This window comes from Streptomyces sp. NPDC111516, assembly GCF_055635345.1.
This window is the reverse complement of record NZ_JBVKBV010000035.1, coordinates 1-17,759: the sequence shown is the minus strand read 5'-3', so window position 1 is coordinate 17,759 and position 17,759 is coordinate 1. Positions and strand designations below refer to the sequence as shown.

Below are 17,759 nucleotides of genomic sequence, written 5' to 3'. Positions count from 1 at the left end.
TGAGCGGAAGCGACACAGCGCCCGGTCCGCTCAGGAATCGTCGTCCGCGATCCGGCCCGCCACCAGCAGGCCCGGCAGATGCTCCTCGATCTCCTCACGGGCGCCGGCCGACAGACCCGCGTCCGTCACGAACGTGTCCACCTGCTCCAGGGGCGCGAACGAACTCAGTCCCACCGTTCCCCACTTGGTGTGGTCGGCTACCACCACGACACGCCGCGCCGACTGGATGAAACGGCGGTTCGTCTCGGCCTCCGCCAGATTCGGCGTCGAGAGGCCGGCCTCCACCGAGATCCCGTGCACCCCGAGGAACAGCACATCGAAGTGGAGCGAGGCGATCGCCTGATCCGCGACCGGGCCGACCAGGGAGTCCGACGGAGTCCGTACCCCACCGGTGAGCACCACCGTGGCGGCCCCGGCACGCGCCCCGCCCGCGGACCCCGACCGCTGCGCGCAGTGGAACACATCGGCGACCCGCACCGAATTGGTCACCACCGTCAGATCCGGTACGTCCAGCAACTGCTGGGCGAGTGCGTACGTCGTCGTACCACCGGAGAGCGCGATGGCGGTGCCGGGCACCGCCATGGCCGCGGCCGCCCGCGCGATGTCCTCCTTGGCGGTCAGCTCCAGCGCCGACTTGGCCTCGAAACCGGGCTCGTGCGTACTGGCCTCGACCACCGGAACGGCCCCGCCGTGCACCTTCTCGATCACACCCTGGCGGGCCAGCGCGTCCAGATCCCGGCGGACGGTCATGTCCGAGACGTTCAGCCTGCGGGTCAGCTCATTGACCCGGACCCCACCACGCCTGCGCACCTCGTCGAGGATCAGGGCGCGCCGCTGCTCCGCGAGCAGGTTCTGATTCTCGCTCAACGCCGGTCCGGTCCTTCCCTCAGGCCGTGCAGCAGTCTCTTCGGACGGGGTCATCCTGCCACGCGGTGTCGTCGGCCGTCGCACTGGGGAGATTCCGTGAGAGCGGTGCGTACACCGGCCCTCGTCCGTGATCCTGGTGACCGCGCATCAGCGCCTTCCCCCACGACCGAGAGAGCGAGTCACTCCAGTGCCACCTGCCACCCAGGCCCCGCAGAGTCCGGGGCCCGCGCTGGAACTGCTGGTCCACGGCGTGGGCGGAGCCACCCCGCAGGAGATGCTCGACGATCCGCGGCCGGTCCGGGTCACCGGCGACGCGACCGCCGCCATGTATCGGCGGGCCGGGGACATGGACGCCGAACAGCACCCCGAGCGGTACCGCGACCGGCCCATCGCCGAGGCCTACTGCTGGTCCAACCTCACCTCCGGCAACGGCTCCCGCGCTCTGTGGCTGCTGCTGCTCCCGTTCATGGTGGTCAACCTCGCCCACTGGATGCGCCCCACCGCCCGGAGCCGCACCCGCGCGGTGCGCCTGTACGGGGTCCTCGTCCGGCTCGTCGCACTGAGCCTCACGGTCCTGCTGACCGCGGCGGCCTGCGAGGTCGCGCTCGATCTGACGGCCTGGCAGTGCGCGGGTGTGCCGCACTGTTCGGACCAGCGGTCCTGGCTCGGCTTCCTGTCGACGGCACACGGCGGCTGGTGGTCCCAGCCGGGCCGACGGCTCGCCCTCGCCGCGCTCGTGCCGACCGCGCTGGTCGGGCTGCTCTGGTTCCTGTCCAACCGGACCTGGAGCGCGTACGAATCGCAACGCCCGCTCACCGCCTCCGGACCGGACGACGCCGACCCGGAGACCGCACCCGATCCGAACACCTCCGGCACCCCGGCCGGTGGCCGTCCGGCCCTCGCCCGGCCCGGGTTCTGGTACGGCCGCCGACTGGTCGCCCGGCTGCGTGCCGCCCACACCGCCGCCGGATTCCTCACCGTCGCCGCGTCGGTCGCGGGCGCCGCGGCCCGCCACGACCGCGCCGTCACCGGCCCCGTGCCCGGCGTTCTCGGATCGCTGATCGAAGCGGCGCTGGTCCTGGGCGCGCTCGTCGTGCTGTGGGTCGTCTGCCGCCGCGGCCGCAGCGAACGGAGTCTCGACAACCGGCTCGACCGTGCCCTCATCACCTGGCTGCCCGGCACCGCCCTGGCCCTGCTCGTCCTGGCCGCGGTGTACGCGGTCTGGTCGCGTCCAGCCTGGGTCTCGGCGGGCGCCCTGCCCGGCGACGTCACCTTCAGCATCGTCACACTCGGCCAGGGAGCGCTCGTCGTCGTCCTCGCTGTGGTGTCACTCGGTCTGTACCGCAAGACCCCCGAACCCCGCACCGTCATGTACGGACTCGGTGGACCGGTGGTCGCCATGCTCGCCTGCGCTCTCGGCGGCGTCATGACCGGCGGGGTCGCCCAGCGCGTCGCCGACTGGCTCGACGGCTCCGGCACCCCGGGCATGGGCCGCAGCGCCCTCATCGTGGGGCCCCCGGTGCTGCTCAGCTGGCAGGCCTCGGTCATCCCTGTGCTCCTGGTGCTGCTGGCGGTCCCCGGCGCCGTGCTGCTCGTACGCACCTGGCTCACCGCCCGCGCCCTGGAGCCCGAGATCGACCGGGAGTACGGGCAGGAGCGGCCGGACCCCGCCCGGACCCGGCAGATCGCCCGGATCCGGGCCACAGCGGCCCTCACCGACTCCGCGCCCTGGATCCTCGGCCCGATCTCCGGCGCCACGCTGCTGCTCGGTGTGGCGGCGGTCTGCGGAGCCTGGGCGAGCGGTGAGGTGCCCGGCCTGGCGATGAAGGGCAGCGGGCCGTTCATCGAGTCCGTCGCCGAAGCGGCCCAGTCGACGGGCTCCTGGATGATCGGGCTCGGCTTCATACTCTTCGTCACCTGGGGACGGCGCGCCTACCGCGACGCCTCCGCCCGGCGCACCATCGGCATTCTCTGGGACGTCGGTACGTTCTGGCCGCGCGCCGCCCACCCCTTCGCACCACCCTGCTACGCCGAGCGTGCCGTCCCCGACCTGGCGTCACGGATGTCCGGCTGGACCCGGCTCACCCACGGCAGACTCGTCATCTCGGGCCACTCGCAGGGCAGCGTCCTCGCGGCGTCCGCGGTCTGGCAGCTGCCTCCGGAGACCCGGAGCCGGGTCGCCCTGCTCACCTACGGATCGCCGATCGAACGGCTGTACGCGCGTTGGTTCCCGGCCTACTTCGGCCCCGGACCGCTGCACGGGCTGCACCGGTCCGTGCACTGCTGGCGCAACCTCTGGCGGCCCACCGACCCGATCGGCGGCCGGGTCCGGCTCGACGAGGGACCGGGGCCCGAGGTGGACCGGGGGCCGCTGAAGGACCCCCTGGTCTACGGACGGACCCCCGAACATCCGCTGCCCGAACCGGTTCTGGGGCACTCGGACTACCAGGCCGACCCGGTCTTCGCCCAGGAACGGGCCGCGCTGCTGGACCGGCTCGAACCGGTCCTGCCACGCCAGGGGGACGGGGAGCAAGCCCGGAAAGCGCTGCGGGATCAGGGGAGTTCGGGCAGATCCTCGGGGTAGAGCAGGCTGAGGTCGTCCGTGCTCGCATCGGCGAGCTGGGCGACCCGGCCCGCATGCCGCTCCACCATCGACTCGAACGTCTGCCGCGCGGTACGGCCGTTGCCGAACGCCGGGCCCTTGGGAAGCTCCGTGAAATACTTCAGCAGCGCTTCCCCGGTCCCGGAGGCCAGGCTGTACTCGTGCTCCTCGGCCTGCTGCTCGGTGATCCGCAGCAGTTCGGCAGGCTCGTAGTCGCTGAAGGTGATGGTCCGTGAGAACCGCGACGCCACACCGGGGTTGATGGTGAGGAACCGCTCCATCTCGTGGGTGTAGCCGGCGACGATGACGACCACCGCGTCCCGGTGGTCCTCCATCAGCTTCACGAGCGTGTCGATCGCCTCGCGGCCGAAATCCCGGCCGGAGTCCTCCGGCGACAGGGCGTAGGCCTCGTCGACGAACAGCACCCCGCCGCGCGCCCGGTCGAAGGCCTCCTGGGTGCGGATGGCCGTCGAGCCGATGTGCTCGCCGACCAGATCGACTCGGGACACCTCGACCAGGTGGCCCCGCTCCAGCACCCCGAGCGAGGCAAGGATCTCGCCGTACAGCCGGGCCACGGTGGTCTTGCCGGTGCCGGGGGAGCCGGTGAAGACGAGATGCCGCCGGACCGACGCGGCCTTGAGCCCGGCCTCCCGGCGCCGACGGCCGACCTCGATCATGTCGGTGAGGGCGCGTACCTCCCGCTTCACGCTGTCCAGGCCCACCAGCGCGTCCAGCTCCGCGAGAACGGCGTCCGACTCACGCACCGGCTCGGGGCTCGGCGTCTCGGCGGGGCCGGGCTCCGCGGCCCGCTGCCCCGGGACCGCGCCGAGCAGTCCGGGGGCCGACTGGGTCGCCGTCAGCACGGCCGGGGCCGGGGGAGCGGGGGAGCGCAGCGCGCTCTCGTCGCTCGTGCAGTCCTCCACGACGGGCCCCGCTCCCTGCCCGTCGCCGTGGGCACCGCCTTCGGCGAACTCGTAGCCACCGCGGGCGCACCGCTCGGTACGGCAACGGGTCAGCGTCGTACGGCAGCCGTCCATCACATGGAAGCCATAGCCGTCGCTGCCGGTGACCCGGCAGCTGTGGAAGGTGCCGCGGCCCTCGGCGGAGACGTAGAAACCGGCCTCGGTGGGCGAGGTGACCGTGCAGCGCTCGATCGTCGGGTCGGCGCCCTTGGTGACGATCACTCCGGTCTGCGCGGTGTCGATGGTGCAGTTGTTCAGTGTGCCGCCGCTGCCGTGGTCGCGGAACCAGGCGCCGGTGGACGCCTCGCGGATGCGGCAGTCGTCGAGCTGGGCGGTCGCCCCGTCGCTCACCGACACCGCGGTGTTGCGGACCTGGGAGAGATCGCTGTCCACCACGTCGGCGCGTGAGCCCCGGTCGAGCACGAAGATGGCGTCCGGCACGTCGTGGACCCGGCAGGAGTCCAGTATCACCGTCGCGCCGTCGCTCACCCAGACGGCCGGGTAGTCGCCCGTACTGTCATGTATCTCGCACTGGTTGGCGTCGACGCGGGTGCCGGGATCCCAGACCGAAAGACCGTTGCGGCCGAACCGGCGCACGGTGGAGCGGGTCAGGGTGAGGACCGAACGGGAACGCAGATCCACCGCGTTCTCCGGGATGTCGTGTATGTCGCAGTCGGCCAGCGTCAGCACGGCGTCGGTGTCCAGCGTGACGCCGTCCGCCGAAGTGCGGTGCACCGTGCACTCGGTGAGGTGGGCGGCCGCGCGAGTGGTGACCTGGACTCCGCTGCCCTTGATCTCGTACACCTCGCAGCCGACGGCCTCCAGACCGCTGCCCTCCCCGGTGACGCTCAGCCCCGCGCCCGACGCGTGGTGGATCCGGCAGCGTTCCAGCCGCGGATGCGCACCGTCGCGCACCGAGACGCCGGACTGGCCGGCCGAGACGACCTCGCACTGCTCGAACACGCCGCCCGCACCGTCGAGTACGGCGATGCCGACTCCGGCCGGGTTGTCGACCGTGCAACGGCGCACGGTGGGCCGGGCCGCACCGCGCACTTCGATCCCCGCGGCGGAACGGGTCACGATCCGCAGATCCGCGAGTTCCGGTGCGCCGTCCTCGACGAGCAGCGCCGGGGCAGTCGAGTCCTGGCCCTCCACATGCAGGTCCGAGACGACGGCGGAGGCGCGGACCGTCAGCGGCACGCCGTCGACCGGCGCGATCCGTACGGAGCCCGCCGAGCCCTCGGGGCCGCGCAGGGTCACCGCGCGGTGCAGGACCAGATTCTCCCGGTAGGTGCCGGGCCCGATGGTGAGGACATCACCGTCGGCCGCGGCCTCCAGGGCTGCGGTGAGGGAGGCGTATTCGCCTGTGCGGCGCCGCCACCGCGATGTGCCGGTGTGCGTCACCTGGACCGTGCCCTGTGCCATGGCGCTGTTGTGCCCCCACCTCGTGCGTGTGTGATGCCCGGGTCAACCGGCCTTCCGGCAACGACGAAACCCGGGTCCGCCCGCCGAGGAAGCGGGCGGGCCGGTCCACCGTAGCGCGCGCGGCGGGCGGGAGTTGACCCGATCACCAGCTGATCAGCTGCCGGTCCCGGTCCTGCCCCAGTCAGGACCGGCCTCGGCCCAGTCCCGGTCGATCCGGGTGTACCGCCCCCGCATCATGCGCCAGACGATCAGTCGGCGGCCGCCCTCGATCAGTGCGACGGCGAGCAGAGTCGCCCCGAACCCCGCCAGCGCCGCGTGGGTATGGGCCGTCGACGCGTCCATGGGCCGCGGCGCGGGGTGGCCGTCGAGATCCGTCCAGATCTTCACTTCGGCCCCCGGTCCGGTCCTCCGGGAGAGGGTGGTCACCGTACCGTGGCGGTCGGTGCCGTCCGGAGCCTTCCAGCGCGCCACCACCACGGTCTGCTGGGTGCGCTCCGAGGACACCTCGGGATCGGTGACGAAATGTGGCGCTTCCGGCGCCCGACGCAGCACGACCGCGGTCGTGGCATGGCGCTGGGCCCGCTGGGCTCGCACCGATTTCTGCAGGGCCTCGTCGGTGAACGATCCGCACCGCCAGCCCAGCGCCGGCGCCGCCAGCACCATGAGAATCAGCGCGACCAATGCCACCCATGCCTCGCGCCGGTCAGTGGCGCGGCGCAGGGGATTGTGCCGCCAACGCCACACGCCCGTAACCGCTCGCACAGCCCCGCACCCCCTTCCGTATCCGTCTTAACCCGATACGGCGCGTTTCGCGCGCTGAAGCGGCGAAGAGAGAGGAACCTCACCCCGGGACAACGCACGGACCGACCCTGTGAGTTCCCCGCCCACCGAAGGAAGCTGACGGCCCGTCCGGGACGCGCGAGCGACCGGAGAGGCCGTACGGGCCGAGGAGGGCGGCACGGTGCAGGGCGGGCGGTACCCGGCCCGGTGCGGGAACGTCGAGGTCGCCGGCGAGTCCCCATGGCTCGACGACGACCTCGGTACGACCGTGTGCGACTCTCCGGTTCAGTACCCCCGGCCCTGGTGCGGGCGGTTGTACGGGTCCTCGTACGGAGAGGGCGCGGGGGCGGGGCGCGGCGACGCCGGACGCATCGCCTCGTACCCGGTGCCCGGCGCGGGCCGTTGCTGCTGCGGCGTGTAGGGCGCCGCCTGGTACCCGCCGCGGGTCGCGGTCGGCTGCTGCGGGATGTACGGTGCCGGGGCCTGCTGCAACTGCGGGGGCTGCACCGGCGCGTAACCCTGCTGGGCCGGCTGCTGGTGGCCGTACGACGGGCCGGGCTGGGAGGGCGCCGCGGGAAGAGCCGGCAGGGCCGCCGGGAGAGCCGGCAGATAGCTGTTGCCGGTGTCATAGGCAGCAGGCACTCGGATCGGGGCGATCTGAGGGGTGCCCCGCTCCGCGACCAGCGAGTCGTAGATCGGAGTGTCGGGGAACGACGGTGCGGCGTAGTAGCCGCCGCCGTAGGTGGAGCGGGGGGAGGTCATGACACCTAAGTTAAGCCCACGATGTGCCGGTTGGGGAGTCCTAATCTTGGGGTCATCCGTTTTACGCTGGTTCTGTCCGCTTGACCTGCTGAAACATCGTCAGCGTGGACACGAAGAAGAGGGAACTCGTCGGCGACTACAAGAACGCGGGCCACCAGTGGCGACCCGCCGCTGAACCGGTATTGGTCAAGACCCACGACGTCCTGGACCGACAAGGACCGGGCAAGTCGATCCCGTCTGATCCAGGAGACAGCCCCTGAGTCAGGGCTTGGGTCGCTATGCACAGAGAACTCAGGCACGCGCAGACGGCCACGAAGGGGTCGTGCGCAGGTCAGGGGATCGGTGTCGTACGCTGGCATCCCATGGCAATAAGCACCGCGCTGTGGTCCTTCGCCCTGGTGGTAGGGCTCCTCACTCTGACTCCTGGTCTCGACACCGCTCTGATCTTGCGCACCTCAGCCCTTGGCCGGCACAGGAGAGCCTGGGGCGTCGTCCTCGGAATCCAGACCGGCACGCTCCTGTGGGGTGCGCTCACTTCCCTGGGAGTGACCGCGCTCCTGACGGCGTCCCATGTCGCCTACGTGACGTTGCGCTGGGTCGGCGCCGCTTACCTGATCTGGATGGGCGCCCGCATGTTCCAGAACACCTTCCAGAGCATGCCCGCCCCAGGCAGCAGCGACTCCGCTCTGCTCACCGGCAATGACTCGGTCGGGGACGGCTGGCGGCAAGGGACACTCACCAACCTTCTCAACCCGAAGATGGGCGCGTTCTATGTCGCCGTCCTGCCTCAGTTCGTCCCCGACGGCGTGAATCACTTTGCCATGGGACTCCTGCTTACCGCAGTGCACATCCTTCTCGGTCTGATGTGGTCGGCCGTCCTCATCGGCTTCGCCCGCGTGCTGCACGGCTGGCTGCGCAAGCCGCAAGCCCGCCGCCTGCTCGACCGGATCACCGGGACCGTCATCGCCGCCTTCGGTGTCCGGCTCGCTCTCAGCAACTGAATACCCGACCCAGCGCGTCAGCAGGGCGGGCATCCCCACAGGCGGCGATCTTCGTGAGTGGGGCGATTGGCAGGTCCGCGACGTGCCCTCATGCCCCATTCCGCTCAGCAGTGGGCCGAGCACGGCGGCAAGCACAGGAACCCGAGTGTGAGCCGCGTCGTCGACGCCGGGCCACGTACCACCGTTACGGCGGCGTGCGTCATCACTTCGCCGCCCTGGACCTGGGCGAGGACAAGCTCTACGGCCACATCAAACCGGTCGGGGCATGGGGTTGAGGGGCTCGAACTCGTCCGTCGTCGGCTTGGACTTCGCGATCTTCTTGATCTCGCGTCGCTCGGGCAGGACGAGCGCCTACGCGAATGTTGCAGCAAGGCCTCTCAGCCCCGGGAGAACATGACGGGCACGCGCGATCGGGAAGCGGACCTGGGCGTCGTACCTCCATCAGCGTCTGCGTTGCCGACGGCTGCCCAGCGGTCAGAGACCAGCCGGCGGCAGGCCCAGGTGGTCGTGGAACGCCCGGCGACCGGCAGCGGTCACGGCGAGCGCGCGGGTCGTGTCGATCCGGGTGACCCAGCCGGCGGAGAGTGCGTGGCCGCACAGGGCGGCGCCCATGGCGCCGGCCAGGTGGGGGCGGCGCTCGGTCCAGTCCAGGCACGCACGCACCAGCGGCCGGCGCGAGCCACTCGGCACGGTGATACCGACCTCGGCCAGCCAGGCCGTGCCCCCATCGGTCAGACCCGGCTCGGGCCCCCATGCCAGCAGCCCGCGCTCGACCATCGCGTCGGTGATCGCCAGCGCGACGGATCCTGCCAGGTGGTCGTAGCACAGCCGAGCACGTGCGAGTGCCTGGTGGCGGCCGGAAGCCGACAACGATCGTGGTCGGGCGGCCTGCTGCGGGGCCAGCTCGGCGAGGCTCTCAATCAGCTCGATCACGCGGCGGTCGGCCACCCGAAGGTAGCGGTGGCGTCCGTGCCGCTCCTCGACGAGGAGTCCGCCGCTGACGAGCAGGTTCAGATGCGATGTCGCGGTAGAGGGCGCGACCCCGGCATGACGTGCGAGCTCGCTCGCCGTCCACGCCCGGCCGTCAAGCAGCGCCAGACAGAAGGCGGCCCGGGTCCCGTCGGCCAGCAGCCTGGCCACGGCCGTCAGGTCCACGCCCACGTCCTGACCTGCGCGCTCAATGTCCATCCCCCAATTGTCGCCGTCCTCGGTTCGGCGTCCATCGAAGCGTCCACGCCTTAGCGTCGCCGAATGCACAGGGCACGCCAGTACGCCCTGCAGCTGCACCGGGGGCGCGCCGCCTCACCCCCCACCGCTAGGCCGTTGACCAGTACAAATCCCAAAGTCCGGCTGGATTACTCAAGTGAATCTCCGGGAACCGGTTTACCCGCTTGCGCGGCGAGGCCGACGATGAGGGCATCGATACCGAAGGCGAAACGGTCGTCCTGGGTTCCGGCCATGAGAGCGTCGGCATGTTTGATCAGGTAAGGAAAACGCGTAGGTGATGTGGAGGCGAAGGCCCGGCCGACTCCGGCGAGGAACTGGGCTGCGCGGAGTTCCTCGGGGTTGCGGCCGCTGTCGTCACTGAAGCGTGTGCGTTTGAGATACGCATCGTAGACGGTGCTTGCGACGTAGACGGAGATGGTGTCGAGAGCCCACGCGGCGGAGTGGGGCGGGACTCCCGACTCGATCATGCTGCTGAGCAGTGCCTCGGCGGCGTCGAACATCCTCAGGCTGCTGGGAATGTGCGCGAACGTCAGCCGAGCCAGGTCGTTGTGGCCGGCGAGGAGGGTGCGGCTCGTGTGGGCGTGGTTGCGCACCATGCTCTTCCAGTCCTCGCCGTCAGGTATCGGCATCTGGTCGAGGACCCGGTCGAGAGCGGCGTGCAGCAGCGCGTCCTTGTTGTCGAAGTAGGCGTAAAGGCTCGCGGGGCCGGTGTCGAACTCTGCCGCGACGCGCCGCATCGAGACTTCGTCGACGCCTTCGGCATCGATGATCTGGAGCGCTACCTGGACGATCGCATCCCGGCTGAGGACGCGGTGGCGTCGCCGGGCTGAGGCGCGAGAGTCGACAGAGCGTGCCGTACGGCCGGATGGTTTTTGGGGGGCCATGACCGCAGCATAGTTGACACGAACACTGTTCGCTTATAGAACGGTGTTCGTTAATTTCACGATCGGTGATCGTGAGCTTGTCTTCGAGATCTGAGGAAGTGCATGACTACCGTCTCTGCCGAAGGGCAGGCTTCGGCGTCCGTGCCGGGTAGCGTCTACCCGCTGCGCTGGCGCGCGCTGTGGGTGATCCTGGCCGCGCAGGTAATGGACATGCTCGACTCGCTGGTCACGTCGGTTGCAGGCCCGAGCATTGTGCGTGACCTCGGCGGGGGGGAGACCCTGATCCAATGGCTGGGTGCCGGGTACACGATTGCGATGGCCAGCGGTTTGTTGATCGGTGGACGCCTTGGTGACGTGTTCGGCCGTCGCCGGGTGTTCCTGATCGGCATGGCGGGGTTCACCGCGATGTCGTTGGCGTGCGCGCTGTCGTCGAATTCCGAGATGCTGCAGACGTCCCGGGTCCTACAGGGCTTGTTCGGGGCGGTGATGATTCCGCAGGGGCTGGGGATGATCAAGGAGATCTTCCCGCCGAGGGAAGCCGGGACCGCATTCGGCACGCTGGGGCCGGTGATGGGGCTGTCGGCGGTAGCGGGGCCGATCCTGGCGGGCTGGCTCATCGATCTGGACCTGTTCGGCTGGTCGTGGCGGACCATCTTCGCGATCAACGTGCCGGTCGGCGTGCTCGCCGGTCTTGTCGGCCTCGTACTTCTCCCGGCGTCCCAGCCTGATCGCGGGTTCCGGGTCGATCTCGTTGGCGGCACGATTGCCTCGGTGGCCATGGTTCTGCTGATCTATCCGCTCATCCAGGGACGCGAACTCGGCTGGCCGTGGTGGACCTACCTGTTGATGGTGGGCGGCCTCGGGCTGTTCGGTGTGTTCGGACTCGTCGAGCGTTTCCGGGAGCGGCGGAAGAAGAGCACGCTGATCGCGCCGTCGCTGTTCTCCAAGCCGGCGTTCACTGCGGGTTTGGCGACCGGACTGATGCTCTTCGGTGCGCTGATGGGCTGTTCGGTGGTGTTCGCGCTGCTGGTCCAGCTTGGTCTCGGCTATTCCCCGTTCAAAGCGGGTCTGGCGACGCTGGCGCAGGCGCTCGGAATGATCGTCGGCTTCGTCGTGTCCCGGCCGCTGAACGTCCGGCTCGGCCGTCGGCTGATGTTCCTCGGCGAGGCGATGACCGCGGCGGGATTCGGTGGCTTCGCGCTCACGCTTCACTTCGCCGGCGACACGATCGGCATCGTCTCGATGGCACCTGCTCTGGGTCTGCTGGGCGTGGGGATGGGGCTGACGATGGCTCCGTTCTTCAACATCGTGCTCGCGGGTGTGGATGCCCGCGAAGCCGGTTCCGCCTCCGGCGCGTTGACCTCGGTGCAGCAGTTGGGCGGAGCGTTCGGCGTCGCCGTGCTCGGCACGACGTTCTTCCACTTTCTGAGCGCGTCCACGGCAGCCACGCGCATCGGGACGTTCCGCGAGGCCGCCTCGACGGCGATGTACCTGAGCGCCGGATTCATCCTGGCCGCGTTCATCCTCACCTTCCTGCTGCCACGCCACGCCCAGAACGCCCCTGATCAGTGAGAGATGCGATCCATCGGGGAGACGCGACCGGGTGGCCACGCTGAAAGACCCAGGCCGGACGCGTATATCCGGAGGTCTACGCGGCAGTGAAGAAGCCTACGCGCCCGTTTTGGGGCGCGGTGGAACGTACAACGCCCCTACCGTTCCCAAAAGGAGGGACGGCATGACTGTGAGGACATACAGAACTCAGGTGGCCGGGCAGTTCGACCGGCCCGGCCCGCCAGCCCGTACACGGCTAATCGATGAGCAGCCCGAGCACGACCTACGATCTGCGGCCTTCACCGAAGAAGGAACGTTCACGTACAGCCCCACCCTGACCAGATTCACGTTCCGCTACCTCATTGGAATCGACGCGGACAGCGCTGCCGAGGCCGACGACCTTGCCGCAGTGGAAGCCGAGGTCAGAGCAATCGACTACCTGACATCCGCAACGATCCCGTTCAAGAACCTGACGACCACCACGACCTGCCTGGACGACGTGAAGATCAAACGCCCACAGGTAAAAAAGCGACGCGACTCACGTCAAGATCGAGAAGAGTAACAATGCCCATCATCGACGTCCCCTCCGGGGCTTCCATCGCATATGACACCTTCGGTGACGCCGCCGATCCGCCCATCCTGCTGGTCATGGGCTTCGGAGCACAAATGATCTCCTGGCACGAAGATTTCTGCCGCATGCTCGCCGCCCGAGGGCGATACGTGATCCGCTACGACAACCGCGACTGCGGCCTGTCCACGAAGTTCGACGCCTGCCCAGTTGACATGGATCAGTTCATCGCAGCCGTGAGTACCGGCGACATCTCCACTGCTCAGGAGATGATCCCCTACACGCTGCAGGACATGGCCGACGACGGTCTGGGCCTACTTACCGCACTGGGCATCACCCGCGCCCACATCTTCGGCTCATCGATGGGTGGAATGATCGCCCAGACCATAGCGATTACCCGCCCCGAGCGGTGCCTCACCCTGACATCGATGATGTCCTCCACCGGCGAGCCCGAATACGGACAACCCAGCCCCGAAGCCCAGCAGGTGCTGTTCAGCCCCAAGCCTGCAGACCGTGACGGGTACATCCGCGCATCTGAAAAAGAAGCCATCTGGGCCTCCCGGCGTTACACCGATATCGAGAGCATCCGAGAACTCGCCGCCAGCAGCTACGACCGCGCGTACTACCCAACGGGTATCGGCCGCCAGCTCGGAGCGATGATCCTCGCAGGATCACGCGCCGAGGCGCTCACCCACCTCACCGTGCCGACCTTGGTGGTCCACGGCCTCGACGACACCCTGATAGACCCTAGTGGAGGGAAGCGAACAGCCGAACTCGTGCCCGGCGCACAGCTGATGCTGCTCGCCGACATGGGCCACGACAGGCCGCGAGAACTCTGGCCCGCAATCGTTGACGCCGTAGCCGTTCACACCGCGCGCGGGTGAGTCAGCAGTACCTCGGCCAGGAGTGGAACCGGCTTCCGGCCTGCTGGCCCTCGCGCAGCACTCAGGTCGCGAACGCGACCAGGGCGCCGCGCGACCCCTCGGTCTCCGGCAGGCCGGTCGCCGTACAGAACCGGGTCCACACCCGCCACGACTTTGCGTACGTGTCGATGGTGTTGTCCGGGGCGATCTCGGCGGCGACCGCGTGGGCGAGGTCCTCGGCGTGAGGCCAGGTGGCCCGGGGCATGACCGGGAGCCCGGCCTCACGCACGTCCGGTGCGCGGCCAAAGACCACGCACCAGCATTTCTTCCCGTAGGAACAGCCGGCCGTGGGGCCGGGAACTGCCGCGCCCTCAGCGTGCCGCGTCGGTCAGGAGAGCGAGCCCGGCGATCAATCCGACGTACGCCAGCACCAGGAGCAGGGCGCACAGGAGGAGCAGCCAGCCGGTCACGATGCCGAGCAGAGCCAGCCCGCGGTCCCTGCCGCCCAGGCGTCTACCCCGGCGACGCCCCAGGTGCCCGGCCGGGATGGCGACGAGCCCGAACAAGCCCATGAAGAAGGTGTAGTACGACGCGTACAGCACCCAGAGCATCGGCGTTGCGAAAGCGGCCACGATGAGGCCGGCACCCAACGCGGCCGACCAGATGCTGATCCGGGCGGGCGTATTGCGCCCCTTGGTCTCCGGCGCGGCTGTTCGTTCAATGCTGCTGGTCACGATGGATCCCCCGTCAGTTCGGCTGGCCACTCTACGAGAAGCTCCGGCCACACCGGCAAGCCGCGTCGAGCGGCTGAGTGAACGGCCTGCTGGAACTGCGCGTTCGCACCCCGCGCTCCGGGCCCAACGGCCCTGCGTGCCCCGGATATCCGGGGCAGTCCGGTACGGCCGGAGGCGGGCCATTGTCGTAGGTCGGCGGACGCGACAGTGTCTTCGCGCGGCGGCGGGCACGTTCGCCGCGGGCTGCGGTGATTCAGGCGATGATGTCAGAAGGCCACTGCGTCCCGGGCCAGCGGGCAGGTCATGCAGTGGCCGCCGCCTCGGCCGCGGCCGAGTTCGGCGCCGACGATGGTGATCACCTCGACGCCGGCCTCGCGCAGGAGGGTGTTGGTCTGGGTGTTGCGGTCGTACGTGAAGACGACGCCGGGTTCGAGGGCGACGGCGTTGTTGCCGCTGTCCCATTGCTGGCGCTCCGAGGCGTACACATCGCCGCCGGTCTCGATCACCCTGAGCTCGGGCAGGCCGAGCCCCTTGGCGACCACCTCGACGAACGGGGTCGTGCCCTCATCGGTGATCTCGACCCCGGGGGCTTTGTCGCTGGGCCTCAGGGAGAAAGTGTGGACCTCGTCCATGATCTTCGGGTAGAGGGTGACGAGGTCGCGGTCGGCGAAGGTGAAGACAGTGTCGAGGTGCATGGCGGCGCGCAGTCTGGGCATGCCCGCCACGATCACGTGCTCGGCGGCGCCGTTCTTGAACAGGGCGTCCGCGACCTGGGTGATGGCCTGGCGTGAGGTGCGTTCACTCATGCCCATGAGCACCACGCCCTTGCCGACGGGCATGGTGTCGCCGCCCTCGAAGGTGGCCCGGCCCCAGTCCCGTTCTGGATCGCCCCACCACACCGTGGAGCCCTTGAAGTCGGGGTGGAAGGTGTAGACCGCCTTCATCAGCAGGGTCTCGTCGTGGCGGGCGGGCCAGTACAGGGGGTTCATCGTCAGTCCGCCGTAGAGCCAGCAGGTGGTGTCGCGGGTGTAGAGGGTGTTGGGCAGCGGAGGCATCAGATACTCGCGGGCGCCGGTGGACTCGCGGGCCAGGGCCACGTAGGGGGAGCGGAAGTCGTCGGGCAGGTCGGTGGTGGCCAGGCCACCGATGAGGAACTCGGCGAGCCGGCGGGGCCGGAGTGTTTCAAGGAAGGCTCTGGTGTCGTCCTGGAGCCCGATGCCGACCTCGTTCGCGGTGATCTTGCGGTCGAGGAGCCATGTCCTGGCTTCCGCGATGGCCATCGTCTCGGCGAGCAGGTCGTGCAGTTCGACGACCTCGACACCGCGCCGGTGGAGTTTGTCGACGAAGTCGGCGTGGTCGCGCTGGGCGTTCTCCACCCACATCACGTCGTCGAAGAGCAGGTCGTCGGAGTTGGTGGGGGTGAGCCGGCGATGTGCGAGGCCGGGTGCGCAGACCAGCACCTTGCGCAGCCTCCCGACCTCGGAGTGGACGCCGAGGGCCGGCTCGGTGGTGTCGGTGCTCGTCACGGTGTGCCTTTCGGTCGGACGGGTCGGTGATCAGGTCATGTGAGTGGGTGGTCGTCAGAGCTCGATCCAGCCGGTCGCCAGGGCGATCACGCCCACGACGGCCCCCACGGCCGAGACGGCACAGATGATGGCCTCCGCCGGGGAGAACAGCCGGCGGTTCTGCTCGCGTCGGGCCCTGATGAACAGGAGCGTCGCGGGGGCGTAGAGGATGAAGGAGATCAGGACCTCGGCGGCCATGAGGGTCCAGGCCAGATAGGCACCGAGGACGGAGATGATGAGTCCGACGCTGACGAAGACCTTGCCCCAGGTGCCGACCGCGTGCTCCAGGACTCCGGCCATCGAGGACTGGCGCAGCTCGGCGATCTCGCTCATCGGCATCAGCCCGTACGACACGATGGTGACGGAGGCGAAGATGGCGAAGACGCGCAGGAACCCGAGGATCGTGGCGGGGTCGACGTCCTCGCGGCGCTTGGCGTGCCGGGACACTCCGGCGCCCACCATCGAGCCGACGACCCTCGCCGTCAGGGTCAGCAGGGTGAGCTTGACCGCCGCCCGCGGTTCGGCGGCTGCCGTCTCGGCGCTGCTGCCGGTGTCAGTCATGTCATTCCTCGTCGATGCGCCCCGGTGTCGTGGCCCCGGGGGTCGCTAGTGCTGTGACCGTATAGGTTCGCCGGGTTGGCGGTCGTGGCGGTTGGATGTGCGGCGAGCTCCGATCCGATCGCTGGAGGTGCAGTGGCCGAGCCTGTCCGTGTGTGCAGACTGACCGACCAGGAAGGGCAGAAACTGCAGCAGATCGTGCGCCGCGGCAGCACCAGCTCGGTGCGCTACCGGCGCGCGATGATGCTTTTGGCGTCGGCTGGCGGGAACCGGGTGCCGGTGATCGCCCAGCTGGTGCAGGCCGATGAGGACACCGTCCGGGATGTGATCCACCGCTTCAACGAGATCGGCCTGGCCTGTCTGGACCCTCGGTGGGCGGGAGGCCGTCCCCGCCTACTCAGTCGTGACGACGAGGACTTCTTCGTTCAGACGGCCACCACCCGCCCGACCAAGCTCGGCCAGCCCTTCACCCGCTGGTCACTGCGCAAACTCGTCGCCTACCTGCGCAAAGTCCACGGGCGGGTCATCCGGATCGGCCGCGAGGCGTTACGCTGCCTGCTCGCCCGGAGGCGCTGGCACAGGGACTGTCTGCCGCCGGAGACAGCGAGCGAACTCGGCGATGACGTAGGAGTCCTTCAAGTCGGACTTGCCCTGGCCGCTGAAGCTCTTCTTGAACGCTGCGAACTTTGAACCGGTGACGTACCGGGGACTCTGACCGTGGTTGGCCAGGGCCCCACCGCCAAATCCGCTGGGGCGGACGCCCCCTCAACACCGCAGCCTGATCAACCGCGAACCGCAGCCCCGGAGCGCCGAACGGGGCAAGTTTAGGAGAAAGACGGCGCCGGAGAAGGATGACTCAGGAGGTGGACGGCTCGATCTCCCCCGCGAAGACGATGACCTGGTCGATGAGGCTCCGCCGCAGATGGACGACGTCCGTTCCCGCCAGGCGGGGGCCTCCATCCGGCGTGGTGAAGACCCACTGGTACCGGGCCCACTCGTTAGGCATGTCCACCGCTGAGCAGCGCACCATCGTACCGGTCCCTGCCGGGTGGCGCCTGATGTCCAGCACAAACCGCTCGACCGCCTCGATCCCTTCGCTGCGACCCAATGGCCCCCAGAAGACCACGTCTGAGGTCAGGGCCCGGGAGAGCAGGACAGTCACATAGCTGTCGTCCGAGGCGTTGAACGCGGAGATGAACGTGTCGATTGCGGAGCGCGCGGTCTCTTCCTGCATGCCCCAGTAATACCAGACCGTTTCGCGTGCGCTCGTCCCGTGAGCCGCCTTCCGATCACGGTGAACCATCCCGGTCACAGCGCTAGTAGTGCTTGGTCAGGTCGGCTGTGGTGGTGCGTTTCTTTCGGGTTCGGTGTGTCGTTGAGGGAGTGTGACTCCGGACGAGATTGCGGTGG

17 protein-coding genes and 3 pseudogenes are annotated in these 17,759 nt (G+C 69.1%); 8 read left to right on the top strand and 12 right to left on the bottom strand.

Annotated elements, in window-relative coordinates; translation table 11 throughout:
• Positions 1 to 30 precede the first annotated feature (30 nt).
• Entirely contained in the window at positions 31 to 867 is an 837-nt protein-coding gene (locus ACZ7L9_RS35360) for a DeoR/GlpR family DNA-binding transcription regulator (RefSeq protein WP_471421631.1), read from the bottom strand.
• A gap of 187 nt (positions 868 to 1,054) precedes the next feature.
• Between ACZ7L9_RS35360 and ACZ7L9_RS35355 the strand changes: the two genes are divergently transcribed.
• Entirely contained in the window at positions 1,055 to 3,451 is a 2,397-nt protein-coding gene (locus tag ACZ7L9_RS35355) for a hypothetical protein (protein ID WP_471421630.1), read from the top strand.
• Here ACZ7L9_RS35355 and ACZ7L9_RS35350 read toward each other — a convergent pair.
• The 3 genes from ACZ7L9_RS35350 to ACZ7L9_RS35340 all read right to left on the bottom strand — a co-directional run bounded on the left by ACZ7L9_RS35350 (position 3,421) and on the right by ACZ7L9_RS35340 (position 7,398).
• Positions 3,421 to 5,856, bottom strand: a complete 2,436-nt coding sequence (locus tag ACZ7L9_RS35350; RefSeq protein WP_471421629.1) for a right-handed parallel beta-helix repeat-containing protein — start codon at positions 5,854 to 5,856, stop codon at positions 3,421 to 3,423. The genes ACZ7L9_RS35355 and ACZ7L9_RS35350 overlap by 31 nt on opposite strands.
• A gap of 153 nt (positions 5,857 to 6,009) precedes the next feature.
• Positions 6,010 to 6,618, bottom strand: coding sequence for an Rv1733c family protein (locus ACZ7L9_RS35345; protein WP_471421628.1), 609 nt, complete (start codon positions 6,616 to 6,618; stop codon positions 6,010 to 6,012).
• Positions 6,619 to 6,921: 303 nt separating this feature from the next.
• Positions 6,922 to 7,398 carry a DUF6643 family protein gene (locus ACZ7L9_RS35340; RefSeq protein ID WP_471421627.1) on the bottom strand — a complete coding sequence of 159 codons (477 nt, stop codon included), beginning with the start codon at positions 7,396 to 7,398 and terminating at the stop codon, positions 6,922 to 6,924.
• A 95-nt stretch (positions 7,399 to 7,493) separates the two neighbouring features.
• On the opposite strand from ACZ7L9_RS35340, the pseudogene ACZ7L9_RS35335 reads away from it, so the two are divergent.
• The 3 genes and pseudogenes from ACZ7L9_RS35335 to ACZ7L9_RS35325 all read left to right on the top strand — a co-directional run.
• Positions 7,494 to 7,634: pseudogene (locus ACZ7L9_RS35335) on the top strand (ISAzo13-like element transposase-related protein); the annotation flags it as partial.
• A 126-nt stretch (positions 7,635 to 7,760) separates the two neighbouring features.
• Positions 7,761 to 8,399 carry a LysE family translocator gene (locus tag ACZ7L9_RS35330; protein WP_471421626.1) on the top strand — a complete coding sequence of 213 codons (639 nt, stop codon included), beginning with the start codon at positions 7,761 to 7,763 and terminating at the stop codon, positions 8,397 to 8,399.
• Between the two features lie 87 nt (positions 8,400 to 8,486).
• A pseudogene (locus ACZ7L9_RS35325) lies at positions 8,487 to 8,659 on the top strand (IS630 family transposase); the annotation flags it as partial.
• Between the two features lie 214 nt (positions 8,660 to 8,873).
• On the opposite strand, the gene ACZ7L9_RS35320 reads toward ACZ7L9_RS35325, so the two are convergent.
• Together ACZ7L9_RS35320 and ACZ7L9_RS35315 are read right to left on the bottom strand one after the other, a co-directional pair.
• Entirely contained in the window at positions 8,874 to 9,587 is a 714-nt protein-coding gene (locus ACZ7L9_RS35320) for an ArsR/SmtB family transcription factor (RefSeq protein ID WP_471421625.1), read from the bottom strand.
• Positions 9,588 to 9,754: 167 nt separating this feature from the next.
• Positions 9,755 to 10,510: a TetR/AcrR family transcriptional regulator gene (locus ACZ7L9_RS35315; RefSeq protein WP_471421624.1), complete on the bottom strand. Its 756-nt coding sequence runs from the start codon at positions 10,508 to 10,510 to the stop codon at positions 9,755 to 9,757.
• Between the two features lie 102 nt (positions 10,511 to 10,612).
• On the opposite strand from ACZ7L9_RS35315, the gene ACZ7L9_RS35310 reads away from it, so the two are divergent.
• The 3 genes from ACZ7L9_RS35310 to ACZ7L9_RS35300 all read left to right on the top strand — a co-directional run bounded on the left by ACZ7L9_RS35310 (position 10,613) and on the right by ACZ7L9_RS35300 (position 13,513).
• The gene (locus tag ACZ7L9_RS35310; protein WP_471421623.1) at positions 10,613 to 12,082 is read left to right on the top strand and encodes an MFS transporter; all 1,470 of its coding nucleotides are present in this window, start codon (positions 10,613 to 10,615) and stop codon (positions 12,080 to 12,082) included.
• A gap of 163 nt (positions 12,083 to 12,245) precedes the next feature.
• Positions 12,246 to 12,623, top strand: a complete 378-nt coding sequence (locus tag ACZ7L9_RS35305) for a DUF6204 family protein (RefSeq protein WP_471421622.1) — start codon at positions 12,246 to 12,248, stop codon at positions 12,621 to 12,623.
• Between the two features lie 2 nt (positions 12,624 to 12,625).
• Positions 12,626 to 13,513 carry an alpha/beta fold hydrolase gene (locus tag ACZ7L9_RS35300; protein WP_471421621.1) on the top strand — a complete coding sequence of 296 codons (888 nt, stop codon included), beginning with the start codon at positions 12,626 to 12,628 and terminating at the stop codon, positions 13,511 to 13,513.
• A gap of 61 nt (positions 13,514 to 13,574) precedes the next feature.
• Here the strand turns inward: ACZ7L9_RS35300 and ACZ7L9_RS35295 are convergent, their stop codons facing one another.
• From ACZ7L9_RS35295 to ACZ7L9_RS35280, 4 genes are all read right to left on the bottom strand, one after another.
• A complete protein-coding gene (locus ACZ7L9_RS35295) occupies positions 13,575 to 13,757 on the bottom strand; it encodes a hypothetical protein (RefSeq protein ID WP_471421620.1) in 183 nt (60 codons plus the stop codon).
• A 106-nt stretch (positions 13,758 to 13,863) separates the two neighbouring features.
• The gene (locus ACZ7L9_RS35290; RefSeq protein WP_471421619.1) at positions 13,864 to 14,226 is read right to left on the bottom strand and encodes a DUF4190 domain-containing protein; all 363 of its coding nucleotides are present in this window, start codon (positions 14,224 to 14,226) and stop codon (positions 13,864 to 13,866) included.
• Between the two features lie 266 nt (positions 14,227 to 14,492).
• Positions 14,493 to 15,752 carry an arginine deiminase gene (locus ACZ7L9_RS35285; protein ID WP_471421618.1) on the bottom strand — a complete coding sequence of 420 codons (1,260 nt, stop codon included), beginning with the start codon at positions 15,750 to 15,752 and terminating at the stop codon, positions 14,493 to 14,495.
• Between the two features lie 54 nt (positions 15,753 to 15,806).
• On the bottom strand, positions 15,807 to 16,352 hold the full coding sequence (locus tag ACZ7L9_RS35280) for an amino acid permease (protein ID WP_471421617.1): 546 nt from the start codon (positions 16,350 to 16,352) through the stop codon (positions 15,807 to 15,809).
• 132 nt (positions 16,353 to 16,484) lie between these two features.
• On the opposite strand from ACZ7L9_RS35280, the pseudogene ACZ7L9_RS35275 reads away from it, so the two are divergent.
• Positions 16,485 to 16,919: pseudogene (locus ACZ7L9_RS35275) on the top strand (helix-turn-helix domain-containing protein); the annotation flags it as partial.
• Here the strand turns inward: ACZ7L9_RS35275 and ACZ7L9_RS35270 are convergent.
• Together ACZ7L9_RS35270 and ACZ7L9_RS35265 are read right to left on the bottom strand one after the other, a co-directional pair.
• Positions 16,896 to 17,078: an IS110 family transposase gene (locus ACZ7L9_RS35270; RefSeq protein WP_471421656.1), complete on the bottom strand. Its 183-nt coding sequence runs from the start codon at positions 17,076 to 17,078 to the stop codon at positions 16,896 to 16,898. The pseudogene ACZ7L9_RS35275 and the gene ACZ7L9_RS35270 sit on opposite strands and share 24 nt — an antisense overlap.
• A 127-nt stretch (positions 17,079 to 17,205) precedes the next feature.
• Positions 17,206 to 17,583, bottom strand: coding sequence for a nuclear transport factor 2 family protein (locus ACZ7L9_RS35265; RefSeq protein WP_471421616.1), 378 nt, complete (start codon positions 17,581 to 17,583; stop codon positions 17,206 to 17,208).
• Between the last annotated feature and the right edge of the window lie 176 nt (positions 17,584 to 17,759).